We start from the raw sequence: 15,641 nt of genomic DNA on the forward strand, positions 1-15,641 counted from the left end.
GAGGGGTTGAGGGCTAATAGTTGAATTGTCGTTGGTTTTTTCCCGTTTTGCCACATCTGGGTGCTCGGAAGTCGGCAGGGAGGGCGGATCAATTCCTTCGGAAACGGGGACGGGGGGCCGGTAATTCATGCTAACGTCGCGGTCAGTCGGCACACGAAGGCCTCTGCGACCTGGTGCCGAACGCCCGGAAGATCATGTTTCCGGTGCCATTCACATGAACCCCCACAAGTTGTCGGCCCCTCGTTCGTCGGGGGAGGACCCACAGCACGGCGGAAGGAAACCCCCGGTGTCTGGATACCACGGTACGGTCGGCGCCACCGGCGTCCGTCCCTCCGTGTGCCCGGAACCACTCCGTAGGGCCCTCCTGTTCGCCGGTCTGGTCATGGGGATCCTGTTCACCGTGTGGCTGACCTCCGGCTCGGCCCAGGCCGAGGAGCTCGTGCTCACCGAACCCGCCCTGCCCACCGGGCCCTCCGTCGTGGAGGGCGCCGAGACGCTGGGCGGCTCGATCGGTGACACCGTCACCGCCGTGGGGGAGCGGGCGACCCGGACCGTCGAGGACGCCTCCAAGACCGCTCGCGCGGTCGAGAACGAGGCCTCCGAGCCCGTCCGGACCGTGCACGACACCGTGCGGGCGGCCTCCACGCCGTCCGTCGAAGGACTCCCCGAGTCTCTCGCACCGCTCACCGGCCCGGTCTCCGACCCGGCCCCGGCGCGGAGCGAGAGCCCGGTCGAGGTGGAGAAGCCCACCGAGACCGAGGAGAGGACCCTCCCCGACGAGGGGACCACCGACCCCGCGACGACCGAAGCGCCCGAGCCGCCCGAGGCCCTGGTGGCCGCGGTCGCGCCCGCCGGTGAGAACGTCGTCCACGACGAGGGCGACGACGCCCGCGAGGTCGTCGAGGACGGTCTCGACCGTATCTCCGCCGGTGCCGGCGCTCCCGCCACCGCACCGGCCCCCGCCTCGGGCGGAACCGCGACCGGCCCCGCCGTCGCCGGCTTCCTCAACGCCGTCTCCGCCCCGGCGCCCATGCCCGGCCTGTTCGAGGCCGCCCGGCACGTTCTGCGCTCGGCTCCCGCCGAGTCCACGGACGAGCCCACCTTCTCTCCGGACTAACGGACCACCCACCGGTACCGCGCAGGGTCCTCGACGGCCCGCCTCCGCGCGACCGGTCCCCTGGCACGCCTTCCCAGCCGGGAGCTGGGGGTTGACGTGAGCCCCGTACCTCATCGACGAGGTTCACGTCAGCCGGTGGTCCGCCAGACCTACCGACTGTGTCCGGTCCGACCCGCACCGCCTCTTCCAGAGACGCGACGGGGAGTCGACCGGAGGAGCTCCACCAGAGCACGACCGGATCCCGAACCCCTGGCCAGGGGGACGGAGCCCGGCGACGGAGCGGGAGACCGCCCCGTCGGAATCAGCGACACGGACACGAAACACACTCCGGAAGGACTCTCATGTTCCACACCGCCCGTACCTCCGCCCGGACCATGCTGGTGGCCGCCGGCGCCGCCGGATTCGTCGCCCTCGGGGCCGGGATCGCGGGAGCCGACACGCTCGGCGGTGTCACGGACGGCCTCCCCCTGGGAGACCTGGGATCCCAGGTCCCCACCGCCCTGACCGAAGGCGTCGGTACCCCTGTCGGCGATCTGATCCAGGTCGAGCCCGGCGACATCTCCGCACAGCCCGATGTCCGGCACCAGTCGGGCAGCCCCACGGACGCGATCGGACACGTCGTCGGCGACGGCGTCTCCGCCCAGGCCCCGGTGGAGACCGGGAAGGACAACTCCACCGGTGTCGGCCCCCTCGACCTCGGTGAGACCACCGAGAGCCTGCCGCTGAACGGCGCCGGCGAGACCCTGCCCCTCAGCGGGGGTTCCATCAGCCCCGTCTCCTCCCTCGTGGACGCCCTGTCGCGGGTCGGCGGCGGCGACATCCTGCCGATGAGCGACACCGACACCAAGCTCCCCTACGTCGGCGACACCGTCACCGAACTGGGCGACGGTGTCGGCCGAGGCGTCCAGGACACCTCCTCGCACCTGACCGGCACGGACGCCCCCGACCTGTCCCAGGTCGGCGAGGTCGTTCCCATGAGCGGTCCGGTCGGCCTCGACGCCGGTGAGAACGCCGACCTGACCGGCGGGATCACCACGCTTCTGCCCTCGGACGTCGACGAGACCCTGCCGATGAGCGGTAGTGGCGACATCGACGTCGCCGGGGTCGCCGACACGGTCGGTTCCCTGGTCGAGTCCGGGCCGGGCTCCGTCGTCCCCGTGGAGGGCGAGACCCTGCCCCTGGCCGACGGCACCACCGACCTGATCCCGTCCGACGTCGGCGGCGACCTGGTCGGCGTCCAGGGCCTGCCCGAGCTGGGCGAGCCCGAGATCGGCGGCGGGCCGGCCGCCCTCCCCGAAGCCACCGAGGCCACCGGGGTCGGCGGGGTCACCGACGCGCTGCCCGGTGACCTGAACCTGCTCGAAGGGCTGGGCCTGCCCCTGCTCTGATCCGAACGTGCGCCCGCCGTTCACGGTGGGCGCACCGTCCTGGGCGGTGCGCGCGTGACCACCCCCGTCGATCGGGACGCCAATGGGGACTGTGGGGGTTCCCGGCGTGTACCGGCGGTTCGGGTCGAGTCCCCGCCGCCCGGGACGACGACGCGGCCCCGGAGGGGGTTCCGGGGCCGCGTCGCTCATGGTCCGGCCCCCTCCGCTCGCATGGTGCGGAGGGGGCCGGACCTTCTCGTGTCAGTGCTCCTCGCCGGTCCCGAATCCGAGGCCGTCCTGGCACGGGTTGGACGTGGCGTTGCGCCCCTCGCCGGGGCGGGCGACGTCCTGCGAGGACTCGTCGGGGTCCACGTCCGCCTCGGCCTCCTCCAGGGCGGAGGAGTCCGCCGGGGTAGGAGAGGCCGTCGGAGGTTCCTGAGGGGTGGGGCCGTCGTCGGCGGCGAGCAGGGCGGGGAGCGGGCGGTCCTCCCGGATCGCCTCGAACAGCTCGGCCGCCTCCTCCTCGTACCACATGACCCGGTTGGGGTCGTAGGGCGCCTGGTACCAGGGCACGGTGTGGAACTCGATGTCGGACAGGTCCACGTCGGCCATGGTGACCGCGATGGACAGCATGCGGTCCAGGGAGAGCTCACGGTCGGTGGCGCTGTGCCGGGCCACGGCCTGGAGGATGCCGTTGAGCTTGCTCGGGCTGGTCAGGACGTCGCTGTCGGTCACCTGGTCGGCGAGCGCGGCCATGAACATCTGCTGTCGGTCGATGCGTCCGATGTCCCCGCCGTCGCCGATGTCGTAGCGGGCCCGTACGAAGGACAGGGCCTGTTCGCCGTCGAGGGTCTGATCCCCGGCGTCGAGGTCGAGCTTGGAGCGCCGGTCCTGCATCGGCTCGGGGATGCAGATGTCCACCCCGCCGATGGAGTCGACGACGTCGCGGAAGCTGGCGAAGCTCAGGTGGACGAAGTGGTCGATCCTGATGTCGGTGAGCGACTCGATGGTCCGCACCACACAGGGCGGTCCGCCGTGGTACATCGCGGCGTTGATCATGCCGAAGTAGCCGTAGGTGCCCTCGGTCTTGGCGTAGGGGTCGCACTGGGGGAGCTGCACGAGCGAGTCGCGCGGGAAGCTGACCACCGACACCCGGTTCTCGGGGGAGATGTGCGCGAGCATCAGGGAGTCGGAGCGTTCGCCCTCGAACTCCTGGCTGTAGGCGGGGCTGTCCTCCTCGTACCCGTCGGATCCGATGAAGAGGATGTTGACCGCGTCGTTGATCTTGTCCGGCCGCTCTTCGTCGCTGAGCACCGATCCGATGTCGTGCTGGACCATGTCCGAACGCAGATAGCGGTAGTAGCCGTAGGTGGTCGCGGCGCCCAGGCACATGAGGACCGTCAGGGACGCCGCGGTCCAGACGGCGGCCCGGCGCAGACGACGTCGGCGGTTCCGGCGGCCGGTTCCTGAGGCCGCCGGAACCGCGGCGGCGGCCACGGGCGTCTCGGTCTCCTCGGCGGTCTCCTCCGCTTCGCCGGACCGCTCGGGGCTCTCGGCGGCCGGTTTCTCCGTATCGGAGCCCTCGTCGTCTCCGGGCGCGGAGGCGGCCTCGACCGATGCGGAGGCGTCGTCGGCCTCGGCCGTTCCGGCCTCTTCCTCGGGAGCGTCGTCATCCGCGTCGGATCTCTCCCGGGCGGTGTCCTCGGAGGTGGTGACCGGTCGGTCGACATCGATGACGACGGTCTCCGGGTCCTCCTCCGAGTCCCCGTCACGGGGCGCCGCCTCGTCGGAGGTCCCTTCGGGGTCGGTGCCGTCCGGGTCGTCGACCGGGTCGGAGCCCGCCTCGTCGGCTCCGGGGGCGGGGTCCCCCGAATCCCCCCGGCCGTGGGGCTCGGTTTCGGAACCGGTCTCCGGAGTCTCGTCCGGCGTCCGGCCCTCGTCGGGTTCGGTGGAGTTCTCGTCAGCGGTCATCGTGACAATCTCGGTGAGTGCGGACGGCTGGGCGTACCAACGTCGGACACCGACCCGAGAGGGTCACGCGTCCGGGTCCGGGGCAGGTCGGAGGTCGCGCGGGGGGTTGTACGCAGGCTGTCCGGAATCTTGGCCGAAAAGACGTTGAAGGGGTCCGAGTCGCCCTTGGGGGAGGTGGGGACACCACAGGACAAGGGGTGCCGAAGATGCCGGAACCCGCGTGTGACAGTGATCCTAAGTGAAGTTCGCATCGAGTGCGCGTTCGGGTTGTCCATGCGCGAGGTTCCTGACCACAATTGCGCCGCACAATTCCTTCGCCGGATGCGCGCCCGTGAGCGCCATCCCGCCCGACTTTCTCACGTGTGACCTCGGAAATCACTTCTGACCCGCCGTGGGGTCGTAGGTCGTGAGAGGGGCGTTCCGCCCTTCTACGAATACCCGTTCCGCCGGGAGCGGACGGCGGGATCAGTCGTCCCAGAAGGCGCTCTCCTTCTCGGCGTCCCGCTTCTCCGCGGGGGCGCTCGCGCTCCGGCCGCTCTTGCCGGTCGCCTTGGGGGCGGCGCTCTTGGTCGTCTTCGTGCTCTTGCGGGCCCCGGTGCCCTTGGCCGTCGTACCGCCTCCGGTGTGCCGGGGGCGCGGGGTCACCGAGCTCTTCTCGATCGGCTCCGAGGGGCGGGGCGCGGACTCGCCCGAGTGGATGCTCAGCGCCTCCTCCTCCACGCTCAGCATCTTGCGCATGAGGGCGGGGACCTCGGGCAGCCGCTCCGCGCGCAGGTGGGAGCCCAGGACCTCCAGGGCGTGGTCGCACAGGAGACGCTTGGCGGTGGCGGCGCCGACCCCGCTCAACTGCTCGACCTCGGGGAGTTCGTGCTCGCGCAGGAGACGGACCACGTCGGCCAGACGCTCGCGGGTCCTGCGGTCGGTCATCGACATGACGGTCAGCTCGGCCTCGCGCAGGAACTCGGTCTTGTCCCCGTGGCCGTCGCGTTCGGCTATGAACGCGCTGGTGAGAGTCCGGGCGGCGGCGCGCGTGGCGGTGCGCAGCTCGGCGCGGCGGATCTGGCGGGCGTGCAGGGCGGTGACGACGACGCTGGTGACCAGGCTGACGCCGGCGCCCAGCAGGACGAGCACGACGGGGTTCTCGAAGAAATCCACGGGAGACCTTTCCGGGCGGGAGACCGCACGGGGCAGGGTCACGGGGTGACGGGGGTGTGCGGGGTGGACTCGGGTGCGTGACTATTCGGTAGAAGGGTGCTTCTTGTCAAGTGTCACGACATGGCCGACATCGCACCGGAGGGCGTCGGCGCAGCTCAAAGGCGTGTCGGCGACGGCGGAGTACGAGGGGGCGAGTCCCGTCCTTTCGGGGAACGTCGAATGAACGTCCGTCGTCCACAGGCTGTGGACGACGGGTGCGATCGACCTCCGCGACCTATTCGGCCAACAGCCTGTTCACGGCGTCCGGGGAGAGCACCCTCTCGGTGACCATGGCCGCGCAGCCGCGCACGCCCGCGTCGTCCCACAGGCGGCTCGGAACGATCCTCAACTGCCGGGTCGACAGCGCCGTGCACTGTTGGAAGACCACCTCGCGCACCCCCGCGACCAGGTGGTCGTAGGCCTCGGACAGGTCTCCCCCGAGCACGATCACCTCGGGGTTGAGCAGGTTGACCGCTCCGGCGAGGGCCTCGCCCAGACGGCGGCCGGCGCCCCTGACCAGGGTGACGGCCACCGGGTCCCCCTCCGTGGCCAGGCGCACCAGCTCTTGGAGTCCGGAGACCTCGTGCCCCTCCTCCGCTGCGAGGGCGAGGAGGCGACGTCCGCCCGCCACCGCCTCCAGGCAGTCGGTGTTGCCGCAACGGCAGGGCAGACCGCCCCCGTCGCTCACCGGGATGTGTCCGATCTCCCCGGCCGCGCCCAGGGCGCCGCGCAGCAGGTTACCCCCGGAGACCAGACCCGCGCCGATGCCGGTGGAGACCTTCACGAACACCATGTCGTCGGTGTGGCCGTGGCCTCCGGCGATGTGCTCGCCCAGGGCCATCACGTTCACGTCGTTGTCCACCATCACCGGCACGGGGAAGCGTTCGGTGATCAGGGGGGCCAGGGCGACCCCGGCCCAGCGGCCCAGGACGGGTCGGTCCTCGGCCCGGCCGGCGTGGAACTCCACCGTTCCGGGCAGGCCGATCCCCACGCCGCGGACCTCGTCGGGGGAGCGGTCCAGGGAGGCGATCTGTTCGCTCCAGGTCTCCAGGAGCCAGGGGACGGTGGTGTCGGGGCCCTGCTCCATGTCGGGGGAGCCGGGGGTGCGCATGAGGACCCGGCCGTCGAGATCGCACACCGCGGCCTGGCTGCGGGCCATCCCCAGGGCTCCGGTGAGTACCAGGCCGCAGGAGGCGTTGAACTCCAGCAGCGTGGGAGGTCGGCCTCCGCTTGAGGCGGCCCTCGTGCCCTCGGTGACCAGACCGCTCTCGATCAGCTCGGTGATGCGCAGGGCGACGGAGGGGCGGGAGAGGCCGGTCTCCCGGGCGATCTCCGACCGGTTGGTGGCGGTACCGGTGCGGATCATCTCCAGGATGTGGCCGCTGGTGGAGGTGGAGGACAGGCGTCCTGGGGTTCTGGCCATGCCTCATTGAACCATTCGTCCGATCGCGCGGAGCGAAGATCGTGCACTTCTGTAAAGTTATGTTCTAAAGTGTGCTTGGTTTTTGACCATATCGGGCTTACTCTCGAAACGAGTCCAGCGGGCCTGCCTCCCCCACCCCACCTCCGAGACGGTGCGACCCACCCTCTCCTCCCCTTTTCCCCTCCCCTCCCCGCAGGAGCCGACCGAATGCAGTCGCAGCCCCCGCCCCACCCCACCGACCTGGTGATCTTCGGTGGAACCGGCGACCTGTCCATGCGCAAACTCCTCCCCTCCCTCTACCTCCTGGACCGCGACGGTCACCTGGAGGAGAGGACACGCGTCGTCGCGGCCTCCCGGAACGGCCTCACCGACGCCGACCTGAGGGACAAGGCGGACGCCGCGATCCGCGGACACAACGCCGTCCAGGTGGTCGAACCCGAGGTCATGCGCCGTTTCCTCGGCCGCCTCTCCCACGTGAACATCGACGTCGGCGGAGATTCCACCGGCTGGGCCGACCTGGCGGACGCCCTCACCCCCGGACACGACCGCGTCTTCTACCTCGCCGTGCCGCCGATGATCTCGGGCGCCCTGTGCCGAGGGCTGCGCGACACCGACCTGGTCACCCCCGAGTCCCGCGTGGTCATGGAGAAGCCCCTGGGGCGGGACCTGGCCTCCTCACAGGAGATCAACGACGAGGTCGGAGCGGTCTTCGACGAGTCCCGGATCTACCGGATCGACCACTACCTGGGGAAGGAGACCGTGCAGAACCTGCTCGTCCTGCGGTTCGCCAACGTCCTGCTCGAACCCCTGTGGAACTCCCGCTGGATCGACCACGTGCAGATCACCGTGGCCGAGACCGTCGGGGTGGGCGGCCGGCGCGGCTACTACGAGACCTCCGGGGCCATGCGCGACATGGTCCAGAACCATCTGCTCCAGCTTCTGTGCCTCACCGCGATGGAACCGCCGTCGGCCTACGACCGTGACGCCGTCCGGGACGAGAAGCTCAAGGTCCTGAGGGCCCTGAGACCGCTCACCGGGGAGAACGTGGCCGAGCACACCGTCCGAGGCCGGTACACGAGCGGCACCGTCCGTGGCGAGGAGGTCCTCGGTTACCTGGACGAGGCGGGCGGTCCCGCCGTCAGCGACACCGAGACCTTCGTGGCCCTGAAGGCCGAGGTGGCCAACTGGCGATGGTCCGGGGTGCCCTTCTACCTGCGCACCGGAAAGCGCATGTCGCACGCCCGCTCGGAGATCGTCGTCCGGTTCAAGGACGTCCCGCACACGATCTTCCCCGGGGCCGCCTCGCTGCCGGGCGCCGGCGCCCTCGTCATCCGACTCCAGCCGGACGAGGGAATCCACCTCACCATGCCCGCCAAGGTCCCCGGAGCCGGGACGCTGCGGCTGCGCCCGGTCCCCCTGGAGCTCAGCTTCGCCGACACCTTCGCCACCCGCTCGCCCGAGGCCTACGAACGGCTCCTCCGGGACGTGCTGGCCGGCGACCCCACCCTGTTCATCCGCCGCGACGAGGTCGAGGCCGCGTGGAACTGGGTGGACCCGATCATCCGGGCCTGGGACGAGCTCGGTCCCGCCCCGGAGCCCTACCCCGCCGGTGGCCCCGGGCCCGAGGGCGCGCGACGGCTCGTCGGCTCCACCGGTCGTACCTGGCACGAAGAGGAGAACCCCCGATGAGCGAACGACACCCCGACGTCCATCCCGTCGTCGACGAGGTCACCCGGCGTCTCGCCGAACGCAGCGCCCCGACCCGATCGGCCTACCTGGAGCGGATCCGGGAGGCGGTACGACGAGGGCCCGCCCGTACCTCGCTGGGCTGCGCCAACCTCGCCCACGGCTTCGCCGCCTGCGGGGTCGGGGACAAGCTCGCCCTGTCCGGAGACGTCACCCCCAACGTGGCGATCGTCTCCGCCTACAACGACATGCTCTCCGCGCACCAGCCGCTCGGCGCCTACCCGGAGATCATCAAGGCCGCGGTGTCCGAGGCCGGGGGCGTCGCCCAGTTCGCCGGCGGGGTGCCCGCCATGTGCGACGGCATCACCCAGGGCCGTGAGGGCATGGAGCTGTCCCTGTTCAGCCGGGACGTGATCGCGATGGCCACCGCCGTGGCCCTCTCGCACGACATGTTCGACGGCGCCCTCATGCTCGGGGTCTGCGACAAGATCGTGCCCGGCCTGCTCATCGGCGCGCTGTCGTTCGGGCACCTGCCGGTGGCCTTCGTCCCCGCCGGGCCGATGCCCTCCGGTCTGCCCAACAAGGAGAAGGCACGGGTCCGACAGCGCTTCGCGGCCGGCGAGGTCGGCCGTACGGAGCTCCTCCAAGCGGAGTCCGCCGCCTACCACGCGCCCGGGACCTGCACCTTCTACGGCACCGCCAACTCCAACCAGGTGCTCATGGAGGTCATGGGCCTTCACCTGCCCGGCGCCACCTTCGAGCAGCCGGGGAGCCCCCTCCGGGACGCGCTGACGGCCGAGACCGCCCGGCGCGTGCTCGGCAACACCGCCCTGGGCGAGGACCACGTTCCGCTCGGCGAGCAGATCGACGAACGGGCGATCGCCAACGCGGTCGTCGCGCTGCTGGCGACCGGCGGCTCCACCAACCACACGCTCCACCTGGTGGCGATCGCCCGCGCGGCGGGCATCCACCTCACCTGGGACGACTTCGCCGACCTGTCCGCGGTGGTGCCGCTGCTCACCCGGATGTACCCCAACGGCGCCGCCGACGTGAACCGCTTCCACGAGGTGGGCGGCATGGCCTTCCTGATCTCCACCCTGCTCGACGCCGGGCTGCTCCACGAGGACGTGCGGACCCTGGTCGGTCGGGGGCTGGACCGCTACCGTCGCGTGCCCCGTCTGGAGGGTTCGGCGCCGGTCTGGACGGAAGGGCCGAAGGAGAGCGCCGACACGACGGTGCTGCGTGGGGTGGAGGAGCCCTTCGCCCCCGACGGGGGACTGCGCATGCTCTCCGGCAACCTCGGTCGCGCCGTCGTCAAGGTGTCGGCCGTGGCGACCGAACGCCACGTGGTGGAGGCGCCGGCGCGGGTCTTCGGCGACCAGGCCGAGCTCCAGGAGGCCTTCGCCGCCGGAGAGCTGACCGGAGACTTCGTCGCGGTGGTGCGTTTCCAGGGCCCCAGGGCCAACGGGATGCCCGAACTGCACAAGCTCACCCCTCCGCTGGCCGTGCTCCAGGACCGGGGCCAGAAGGTGGCCCTGGTGACCGACGGACGGATGTCCGGGGCCTCGGGCAAGGTGCCCGCCGCCATCCACGTCTCTCCCGAGGCCGAGGCGGGCGGTCCGCTGGCCCGGGTGCGCGACGGCGACATCGTTCGGCTGGACGCGAACCGGGGCACACTGGAGGTCCTGGCCGATCTCGACGGACGCGAGGACGCCCGCCCGTCGGTCTCCTCCGCCGCGGGGACCGGACGCGAGCTCTTCTCCGTCCTGCGCGGGGCGGTCGGGCCGGCGGAGGCCGGGGCCGGCGTCTTCGGCCTGTGAACCACCGCGTCAGGGGGCGGCGTTCCGCGCGCCGCCCCCACGCGTCCATCGATACGGCACGAATCTTGGAGACGACATCATGAGGACCGTCCCCCGCTCCGGTGAGGACCTGTTCGCCCTGGCCCCGGTCATGCCGGTGGTCGTACTGGAGGAGGCCGAGGACGCCGTTCCCCTGGCCCGTGCCCTGGTGGCGGGCGGCCTGCCCGGGATCGAGGTGACCCTGCGGACCCCGGCCGCCCTGTCGGGGATCGAGCGGATCGCGGCCGAGGTGCCGGAGGCCGTGGTCGGCGCCGGCACCATCGTCAACACCGAGCAGGTCGAGGCGGCCACCGAGGCGGGGGCGCGTTTCCTGGTGAGCCCGGGCAGTACCCCCGACCTGCTCCGGGCCATGTTCGACACCGGTCTGCCGTGCCTGCCCGGGATCGCCACGGTGTCGGAGGCGATGGCCCTCATGGAGTGGGGGACGACCTCGATGAAGTTCTTCCCGGCGGAGGCCGCGGGCGGGACCGCGTTCCTGAAGTCCCTCGCCGGCCCGCTGCCGCAGGCCCGACTCTGCCCGACCGGGGGCATCACCCGACGGAACGCCCCCGATTACCTGGCCCTGCCGAACGTGGGCTGTGTGGGCGGGAGCTGGCCGGTTCCGGCCGCCCTGATCGCCTCCGGGCGTTGGGAGGAGATCACCGGCCTCGCCCGAGAGGCCTCCTCCCTGCGCACCTGAACCCCATGTGACATGCGCCATAATCGGGAGGGTGAAGCCGAAAGTGCCCGGGGCGTCCGAAAGGGGTGACCTTGGAGCTCTTAGCGGGCATACTGCACTGTCGTCACAGTGGTCGCACACGTGCGCTTCTGTGATCACCCCCCGCAGACCCCCCCCACAATGAGGTGCAGACATGGGCGCGACCGCGAGTCGTGGAACCTTGATGACCATAGCGGCGACCCTGAGCCTGACGCTCACGGCCTGCGCGAGCGAGCCGGAGGAGGCCGTGAGCCCCGCTCAGGCCGAGACCGAGCCCTCCCCGGAGGTGCACCGTGCCCTCCGTTTCCAGGCCCAGACCACCGACGGCGAGCAGTTCGACGGAGAGACCCTCGCGGAGGCGACCGCCGTCCTGTGGTTCTGGACCCCCGACTGTGGCGAGTGCTCCGGACTGGCCTCCGTCGTCGCGGCGACGGACCAGGCCTACGAGAACATCGACTTCCACGGTGTCGCCGGACGCGCGGAACTGGAGGAGATCCAGGCCTTCGAGGCGCAGAACGGGCTGGAGGACATGACCACCCTGATCGACGAGTACGGGACCATCTGGGGCGGTTTCGAGGTGATCAGCCCGCCCTCGTTCGTCTTCCTGCGCTCGGACGGCACCCACACGACCGTCTCCGGGGCCATGACCGTCTCCGAACTGGACGAGACCATCGCCCAAGAGCTCGAGTGAGGACCCGGGCCCGAAGCGGGTCCCGGGCCGCTCAGCCGGTGTTCGTGGAACGAGAGTCCACGAGGACCTGCACGCCGTCCAGGACCCGCTCCAGCCCGAAGGAGAACTCGTGTTCCGGGTCGTGGACGGCCTGGTGGGCCCGGCCCACGGCGGTGCCGACACGAGAGGCCGTCGGGTAGGCGGACTCGTCGACCAGCGCGGTCAGCAGCGGGTCGTAGGTACGCCACCACTGCGCGTCGTCCATGCCCGACTCGCGGGCCACCTGTTCGGCGCCCAGGGCCTGTCGGACGGCGCTCTCCACATAGCCGTCGATCAGGTTGACGGTGGAGTCCATCTCGACCTCGCTCAGCCCCAGCCCGTCCACGGCGGACAGTTCGTGGTCGTACTTGGCGATGAGGTTGGGCCCCAACAGGCGGATGGTCACCACCTGCAACATCCACGGATGGCGGACGTACAACTCCCGATTGGCGTACGCGATCCCGCGCAGCCGCTCACGCCAGTGCCCGCTCCGGTCCCGGGTGTCCAGGTCCCCGTAGGCGGCGTCGACCATGAGGTCGATGAGTTCGCCCTTGCCGGGGACATAGGTGTAGAGCGACATCGTGCCGACCTCGAGGGACTCGGCGACCCTGCGCATGGACAGCGCGGTCAACCCCTCGGAGTCGGCGATCTCGGTGGCGGCCGCCACGATCCGGTCGACGCTCAGGCCGGGTCCGCCCCGACGACGTGGCGCGGGCTCCTGAGTGCGCCACAGGAGGGACAGGCTGCGCGCGGGATCACCGCTCTTGCTGGGCTGCGGGGGCATCGGTCCGTCCTGGTACTGCTGGTCCGTAGAGCGTACGGGTCAGTGTACGCCCGTCGACGGTCACGCCCCATGACCTTCACGTGGGGGAGAGGGGAGCGGGCGGGGCCACGGCCCGCTCGGGTTCAGCCGTCGAGACCTCGATAGCGGCGCACGCTCAGCGGGGCGAACACCGCCACCAGGAGCAGCGGCCAGACCACCGCCATGAGAAGGGCGTTCTGGGCGATCCACCCCTCACCGATCACACTCGGGCCGCCGAACAGCTCCCGCGCGGCCGCCACTGTGGACGACAGCGGGTTCCAGTCGGCGACGGTCCCGAGCCACACCGGCATGGTCGCGGTGGCCACGAAGGCGTTCGAGAGGAAACCGAACGGGAACTCCAGGGTCTGGATGACGGCCATGCCTCCCTGACCTCGGACGACGAGTCCGACGTAGATACCGATCCACACGAGCGCGAAACGGAAGAGGAGCAGGAGCCCGAAGCCGAGCAGCGCCCGGTCGAACGGACCGTGCCACTGCCAGCCGACGACCAGGCCGAAACCGATGAGCACGATCAGGGTGAGCGTCGAACGGATCATGTCGGCCAGACAGCGACCGACGACCACGGCCGAGGAGGCCATGGGCATCGAACGGAACCGGTCGGTGATGCCCCGGTTCGCGTCGGTGCTCACCGCCGTCACGGTCTCCCCGAGCCCGAACACCATGACCATGGCGAACATGCCGGGCATGAGGTACTCGGTGTAGTCCCCGCCGCCGGGCACCGACATGGATCCGCCCAGCAGGTAGACGAACATCAGCACCATGAGCACGGGGAACAGCAGACCGAAGCCGAGTTCCCAAGGGCCGCGGGCCCAATGGAGGAGATCGCGACGGGCCACCGTCCAGCTATCGGCGAGGGCCCACCCCAGACGGGGGAGGGGGCCCGACGGAGGAGCGGGCGCGAGGAGAGGCGACGGGCGGTCACCGGTGTGCGTGTCGGTCGCGGTCATCGGCCGACCTCCGTTCCGTGGTGGGAGTGTTCCTCGGTGCCGGTCAGATGGAGGAAGACCTCGTCCAGGGTGGGACGGCGCAGGAGGACGTCGGCCACGCGCAGTCCCTCGTCGTCCAGGGCCCGGACCACACGGGTCAGGGCGGCCGCGCGGTCCTCCACCTCGGCGCTGATCCGGTGCTCCTCTCGGAACGTGCGCACGGGGGAGCCGGTGGCCCGCTCCACCAGCGCGGCGGCGCGTTCCAGGGATCCCTCGTCGGTGAGGACCACGTCGATCCGGTCCCCGCCGATCCGCGACTTGAGGCCGCTCGGGCTCCCCTCGGCGATCACCCGGCCGTGGTCGATCACCGAGATCCGCGAGGCCAGCCGGTCCGCCTCCTCCAGGTACTGGGTGGTGAGCAGGACGGTGGTGCCGTCGTCGACCAGCCCGCGGACCGCCGACCACACCTCTTCGCGGCCGCGGGGGTCGAGGCCGACCGTGGGCTCGTCGAGGAACAGCAGGGGCGGGGCGAGGATCATCCCGGCGGCCAGGTCGAGACGGCGGCGCATCCCTCCCGAGTAGGTGGAGACCGGCCGCCGGCCGGTGTCGGCGAGGTCGAAGCGTTCCAGGAGCTCGTCGGCCCTTCGGCGGGCGTCCCGGCGGCCCAGGTGGTGCAGTCGGGCGAAGAGTTCCAGGTTCTGGCGGCCGCCGAGCACCTCGTCGACGGCGGCGTTCTGGCCGACCAGCCCGATCCGGTGCCGGATCAGGGCGCCCTCGGTGGCCAGGTCGTGGCCGGCGACCTCGGCGGTGCCCTCGTGGTGGCGGAGCAGGGTGGTGAGGACGCGGACGGTCGTCGACTTACCGGCCCCGTTCGGCCCGAGGAGGCCGTGCACGGTGCCCCGATCGACCTCCAGGTCGAGTCCGCGCAGGGCCCAACGGTCCTTGAACCTTCGGCCGAGTCCTCGGACGGTGATCGCTCTCCGTGGTGTGGGCATGGATCCCTCCCGGTTGGCGTACTACGTACAGTACGGCGTACGGAACAGGGAACGGCCCACCCCTCGGAGTTATTTCCTTATGCCATAAAGAATTTTCTTCGCCACCGTCGTGCCTGGTCGGAGGGGGGATGTGGTGGCGTCGGGGTTCGAGGGGTCAGGGGGTGGGCGGTCCCGGCGTTCCCGTGAAGGTCCCGGCCGCCGCCGCGGCGGCGGCGATCGAGGCGGCCCGGCGGAGGTCGTCGGCGGTGACGGGTTCACGGCTGATGAGGAGTCGGTAGTACACCGGGGCGATCGCCGAACGGATCACCTCCTCGGCGTCGGTGTCCCGAGGGGCCTCGCCCCTGACGATCGCCTCGGTCACGATCACGGCGGCACGCCGGTGTCGGTCGGACATGAAGCGGCGCAGCGCCTCGGCGACCTCCTCGGACTCGAAGGCCGCCGCGACCGCAGCGGCCGACACCTCGCGTTCGGGGGCCTCGGTGAAGCCCGACGTCACCGTCTCCACGAGCCTCAGTAGATCGGTGTACAGGGAGCCGGTGAGTTCGGGTTCCCAGTGGCGTTCGGTGGAGTGCTCCAAGGCGGCGCGTACCAGTCCATCCACTCCGCCCCACCGGCGGTAGACGGTGGCCTTGTGCACCCCCGATCGGGCGGCCACGGAGTCGACGGTGATCGCTCCGTAACCGCGTTCTCCCAGTTCGTCCAGGGTGGCCTGGAGGACGGCGGCGGTGTTGCGGGCGGTGCGGCCTCCGGGTCGGGCGTCTCCCGGGGTGGGGTGCTGAGAAGTCATAACGCAACTGTAGTTGCATTTGCCTGCATCCTCGTGCGATGCTGTTCATGCGACAACAGTCGCAATAGTCGACCCGAGGAGGAGATC

The 15,641-nt window shown here is 70.9% G+C and carries 13 protein-coding genes; 6 read left to right on the forward strand and 7 right to left on the reverse strand.

The genetic code is table 11. From position 1 onward, the window contains the following. Positions 1-286: 286 nt before the first annotated feature. The gene (locus TR33_RS19945) at positions 287-1,117 is read left to right on the forward strand and encodes a hypothetical protein (protein WP_017534341.1); all 831 of its coding nucleotides are present in this window, start codon (positions 287-289) and stop codon (positions 1,115-1,117) included. A 341-nt stretch (positions 1,118-1,458) separates the two neighbouring features. Continuing rightward, entirely contained in the window at positions 1,459-2,505 is a 1,047-nt protein-coding gene (locus TR33_RS19950) for a hypothetical protein (protein WP_017534342.1), read from the forward strand. A gap of 240 nt (positions 2,506-2,745) precedes the next feature. On the opposite strand, the gene TR33_RS19955 is transcribed toward TR33_RS19950, so the two are convergent. The 3 genes from TR33_RS19955 to TR33_RS19965 all read right to left on the reverse strand — a co-directional run bounded on the left by TR33_RS19955 (position 2,746) and on the right by TR33_RS19965 (position 7,072). Next, the gene (locus TR33_RS19955) at positions 2,746-4,455 is read right to left on the reverse strand and encodes an LCP family protein (protein WP_042284685.1); all 1,710 of its coding nucleotides are present in this window, start codon (positions 4,453-4,455) and stop codon (positions 2,746-2,748) included. A 465-nt stretch (positions 4,456-4,920) separates the two neighbouring features. After that, complete coding sequence (locus tag TR33_RS19960) at positions 4,921-5,610, reverse strand: hypothetical protein (protein WP_014911663.1); 690 nt, start codon at positions 5,608-5,610, stop codon at positions 4,921-4,923. 274 nt (positions 5,611-5,884) lie between these two features. Further along, positions 5,885-7,072, reverse strand: a complete 1,188-nt coding sequence (locus tag TR33_RS19965; RefSeq protein ID WP_017534344.1) for an ROK family transcriptional regulator — start codon at positions 7,070-7,072, stop codon at positions 5,885-5,887. Positions 7,073-7,279: 207 nt separating this feature from the next. Between TR33_RS19965 and zwf the strand changes: the two genes are divergently transcribed. From zwf to TR33_RS19985, 4 genes are all read left to right on the forward strand, one after another. Then, the gene (gene zwf, locus TR33_RS19970; protein ID WP_042284688.1) at positions 7,280-8,761 is read left to right on the forward strand and encodes a glucose-6-phosphate dehydrogenase; all 1,482 of its coding nucleotides are present in this window, start codon (positions 7,280-7,282) and stop codon (positions 8,759-8,761) included. Then, positions 8,758-10,578, forward strand: coding sequence for a phosphogluconate dehydratase (edd, locus tag TR33_RS19975; protein ID WP_042284690.1), 1,821 nt, complete (start codon positions 8,758-8,760; stop codon positions 10,576-10,578). The genes zwf and edd overlap by 4 nt, the downstream gene beginning before the upstream one ends. A gap of 79 nt (positions 10,579-10,657) precedes the next feature. Beyond that, positions 10,658-11,296 carry a bifunctional 4-hydroxy-2-oxoglutarate aldolase/2-dehydro-3-deoxy-phosphogluconate aldolase gene (locus TR33_RS19980; RefSeq protein ID WP_042284693.1) on the forward strand — a complete coding sequence of 213 codons (639 nt, stop codon included), beginning with the start codon at positions 10,658-10,660 and terminating at the stop codon, positions 11,294-11,296. Between the two features lie 202 nt (positions 11,297-11,498). Beyond that, positions 11,499-12,005, forward strand: coding sequence for a thioredoxin domain-containing protein (locus TR33_RS19985; protein ID WP_014908675.1), 507 nt, complete (start codon positions 11,499-11,501; stop codon positions 12,003-12,005). A gap of 31 nt (positions 12,006-12,036) precedes the next feature. Here TR33_RS19985 and TR33_RS19990 read toward each other — a convergent pair whose 3' ends face one another. The 4 genes from TR33_RS19990 to TR33_RS20005 form a co-directional block, all read right to left on the reverse strand. Continuing rightward, a complete protein-coding gene (locus tag TR33_RS19990) occupies positions 12,037-12,807 on the reverse strand; it encodes a TetR/AcrR family transcriptional regulator (protein WP_017534349.1) in 771 nt (256 codons plus the stop codon). A gap of 122 nt (positions 12,808-12,929) precedes the next feature. Next, positions 12,930-13,793, reverse strand: a complete 864-nt coding sequence (locus TR33_RS19995) for an ABC transporter permease (RefSeq protein WP_042284695.1) — start codon at positions 13,791-13,793, stop codon at positions 12,930-12,932. After that, a complete protein-coding gene (locus tag TR33_RS20000) occupies positions 13,790-14,767 on the reverse strand; it encodes a daunorubicin resistance protein DrrA family ABC transporter ATP-binding protein (protein WP_017534351.1) in 978 nt (325 codons plus the stop codon). The genes TR33_RS19995 and TR33_RS20000 overlap by 4 nt, the downstream gene beginning before the upstream one ends. A gap of 154 nt (positions 14,768-14,921) precedes the next feature. Further along, positions 14,922-15,554, reverse strand: a complete 633-nt coding sequence (locus tag TR33_RS20005; protein ID WP_042284698.1) for a TetR/AcrR family transcriptional regulator — start codon at positions 15,552-15,554, stop codon at positions 14,922-14,924. Between the last annotated feature and the right edge of the window lie 87 nt (positions 15,555-15,641).

The sequence above is a fragment of the Nocardiopsis alba genome, assembly GCF_000710955.1.
In the GTDB taxonomy this organism is placed as follows: domain Bacteria; phylum Actinomycetota; class Actinomycetes; order Streptosporangiales; family Streptosporangiaceae; genus Nocardiopsis; species Nocardiopsis alba.

Bases quoted from the DNA above. Each gene is read 5' to 3' on its own strand.
- TR33_RS19955 (WP_042284685.1), bottom strand. From the start codon at position 4,455: ATGACCGCTGACGAGAACTCCACCGAACCCGACGAGGGCCGGACGCCG.
- edd (WP_042284690.1), top strand. From the start codon at position 8,758: ATGAGCGAACGACACCCCGACGTCCATCCCGTCGTCGACGAGGTCACC.
- TR33_RS19950 (WP_017534342.1), top strand. From the start codon at position 1,459: ATGTTCCACACCGCCCGTACCTCCGCCCGGACCATGCTGGTGGCCGCC.
- TR33_RS19990 (WP_017534349.1), bottom strand. From the start codon at position 12,807: ATGCCCCCGCAGCCCAGCAAGAGCGGTGATCCCGCGCGCAGCCTGTCC.
- TR33_RS19995 (WP_042284695.1), bottom strand. From the start codon at position 13,793: ATGACCGCGACCGACACGCACACCGGTGACCGCCCGTCGCCTCTCCTC.
- zwf (WP_042284688.1), top strand. From the start codon at position 7,280: ATGCAGTCGCAGCCCCCGCCCCACCCCACCGACCTGGTGATCTTCGGT.
- TR33_RS19965 (WP_017534344.1), bottom strand. From the start codon at position 7,072: ATGGCCAGAACCCCAGGACGCCTGTCCTCCACCTCCACCAGCGGCCAC.
- TR33_RS20005 (WP_042284698.1), bottom strand. From the start codon at position 15,554: ATGACTTCTCAGCACCCCACCCCGGGAGACGCCCGACCCGGAGGCCGC.
- TR33_RS19985 (WP_014908675.1), top strand. From the start codon at position 11,499: ATGACCATAGCGGCGACCCTGAGCCTGACGCTCACGGCCTGCGCGAGC.
- TR33_RS19980 (WP_042284693.1), top strand. From the start codon at position 10,658: ATGAGGACCGTCCCCCGCTCCGGTGAGGACCTGTTCGCCCTGGCCCCG.
- TR33_RS20000 (WP_017534351.1), bottom strand. From the start codon at position 14,767: ATGCCCACACCACGGAGAGCGATCACCGTCCGAGGACTCGGCCGAAGG.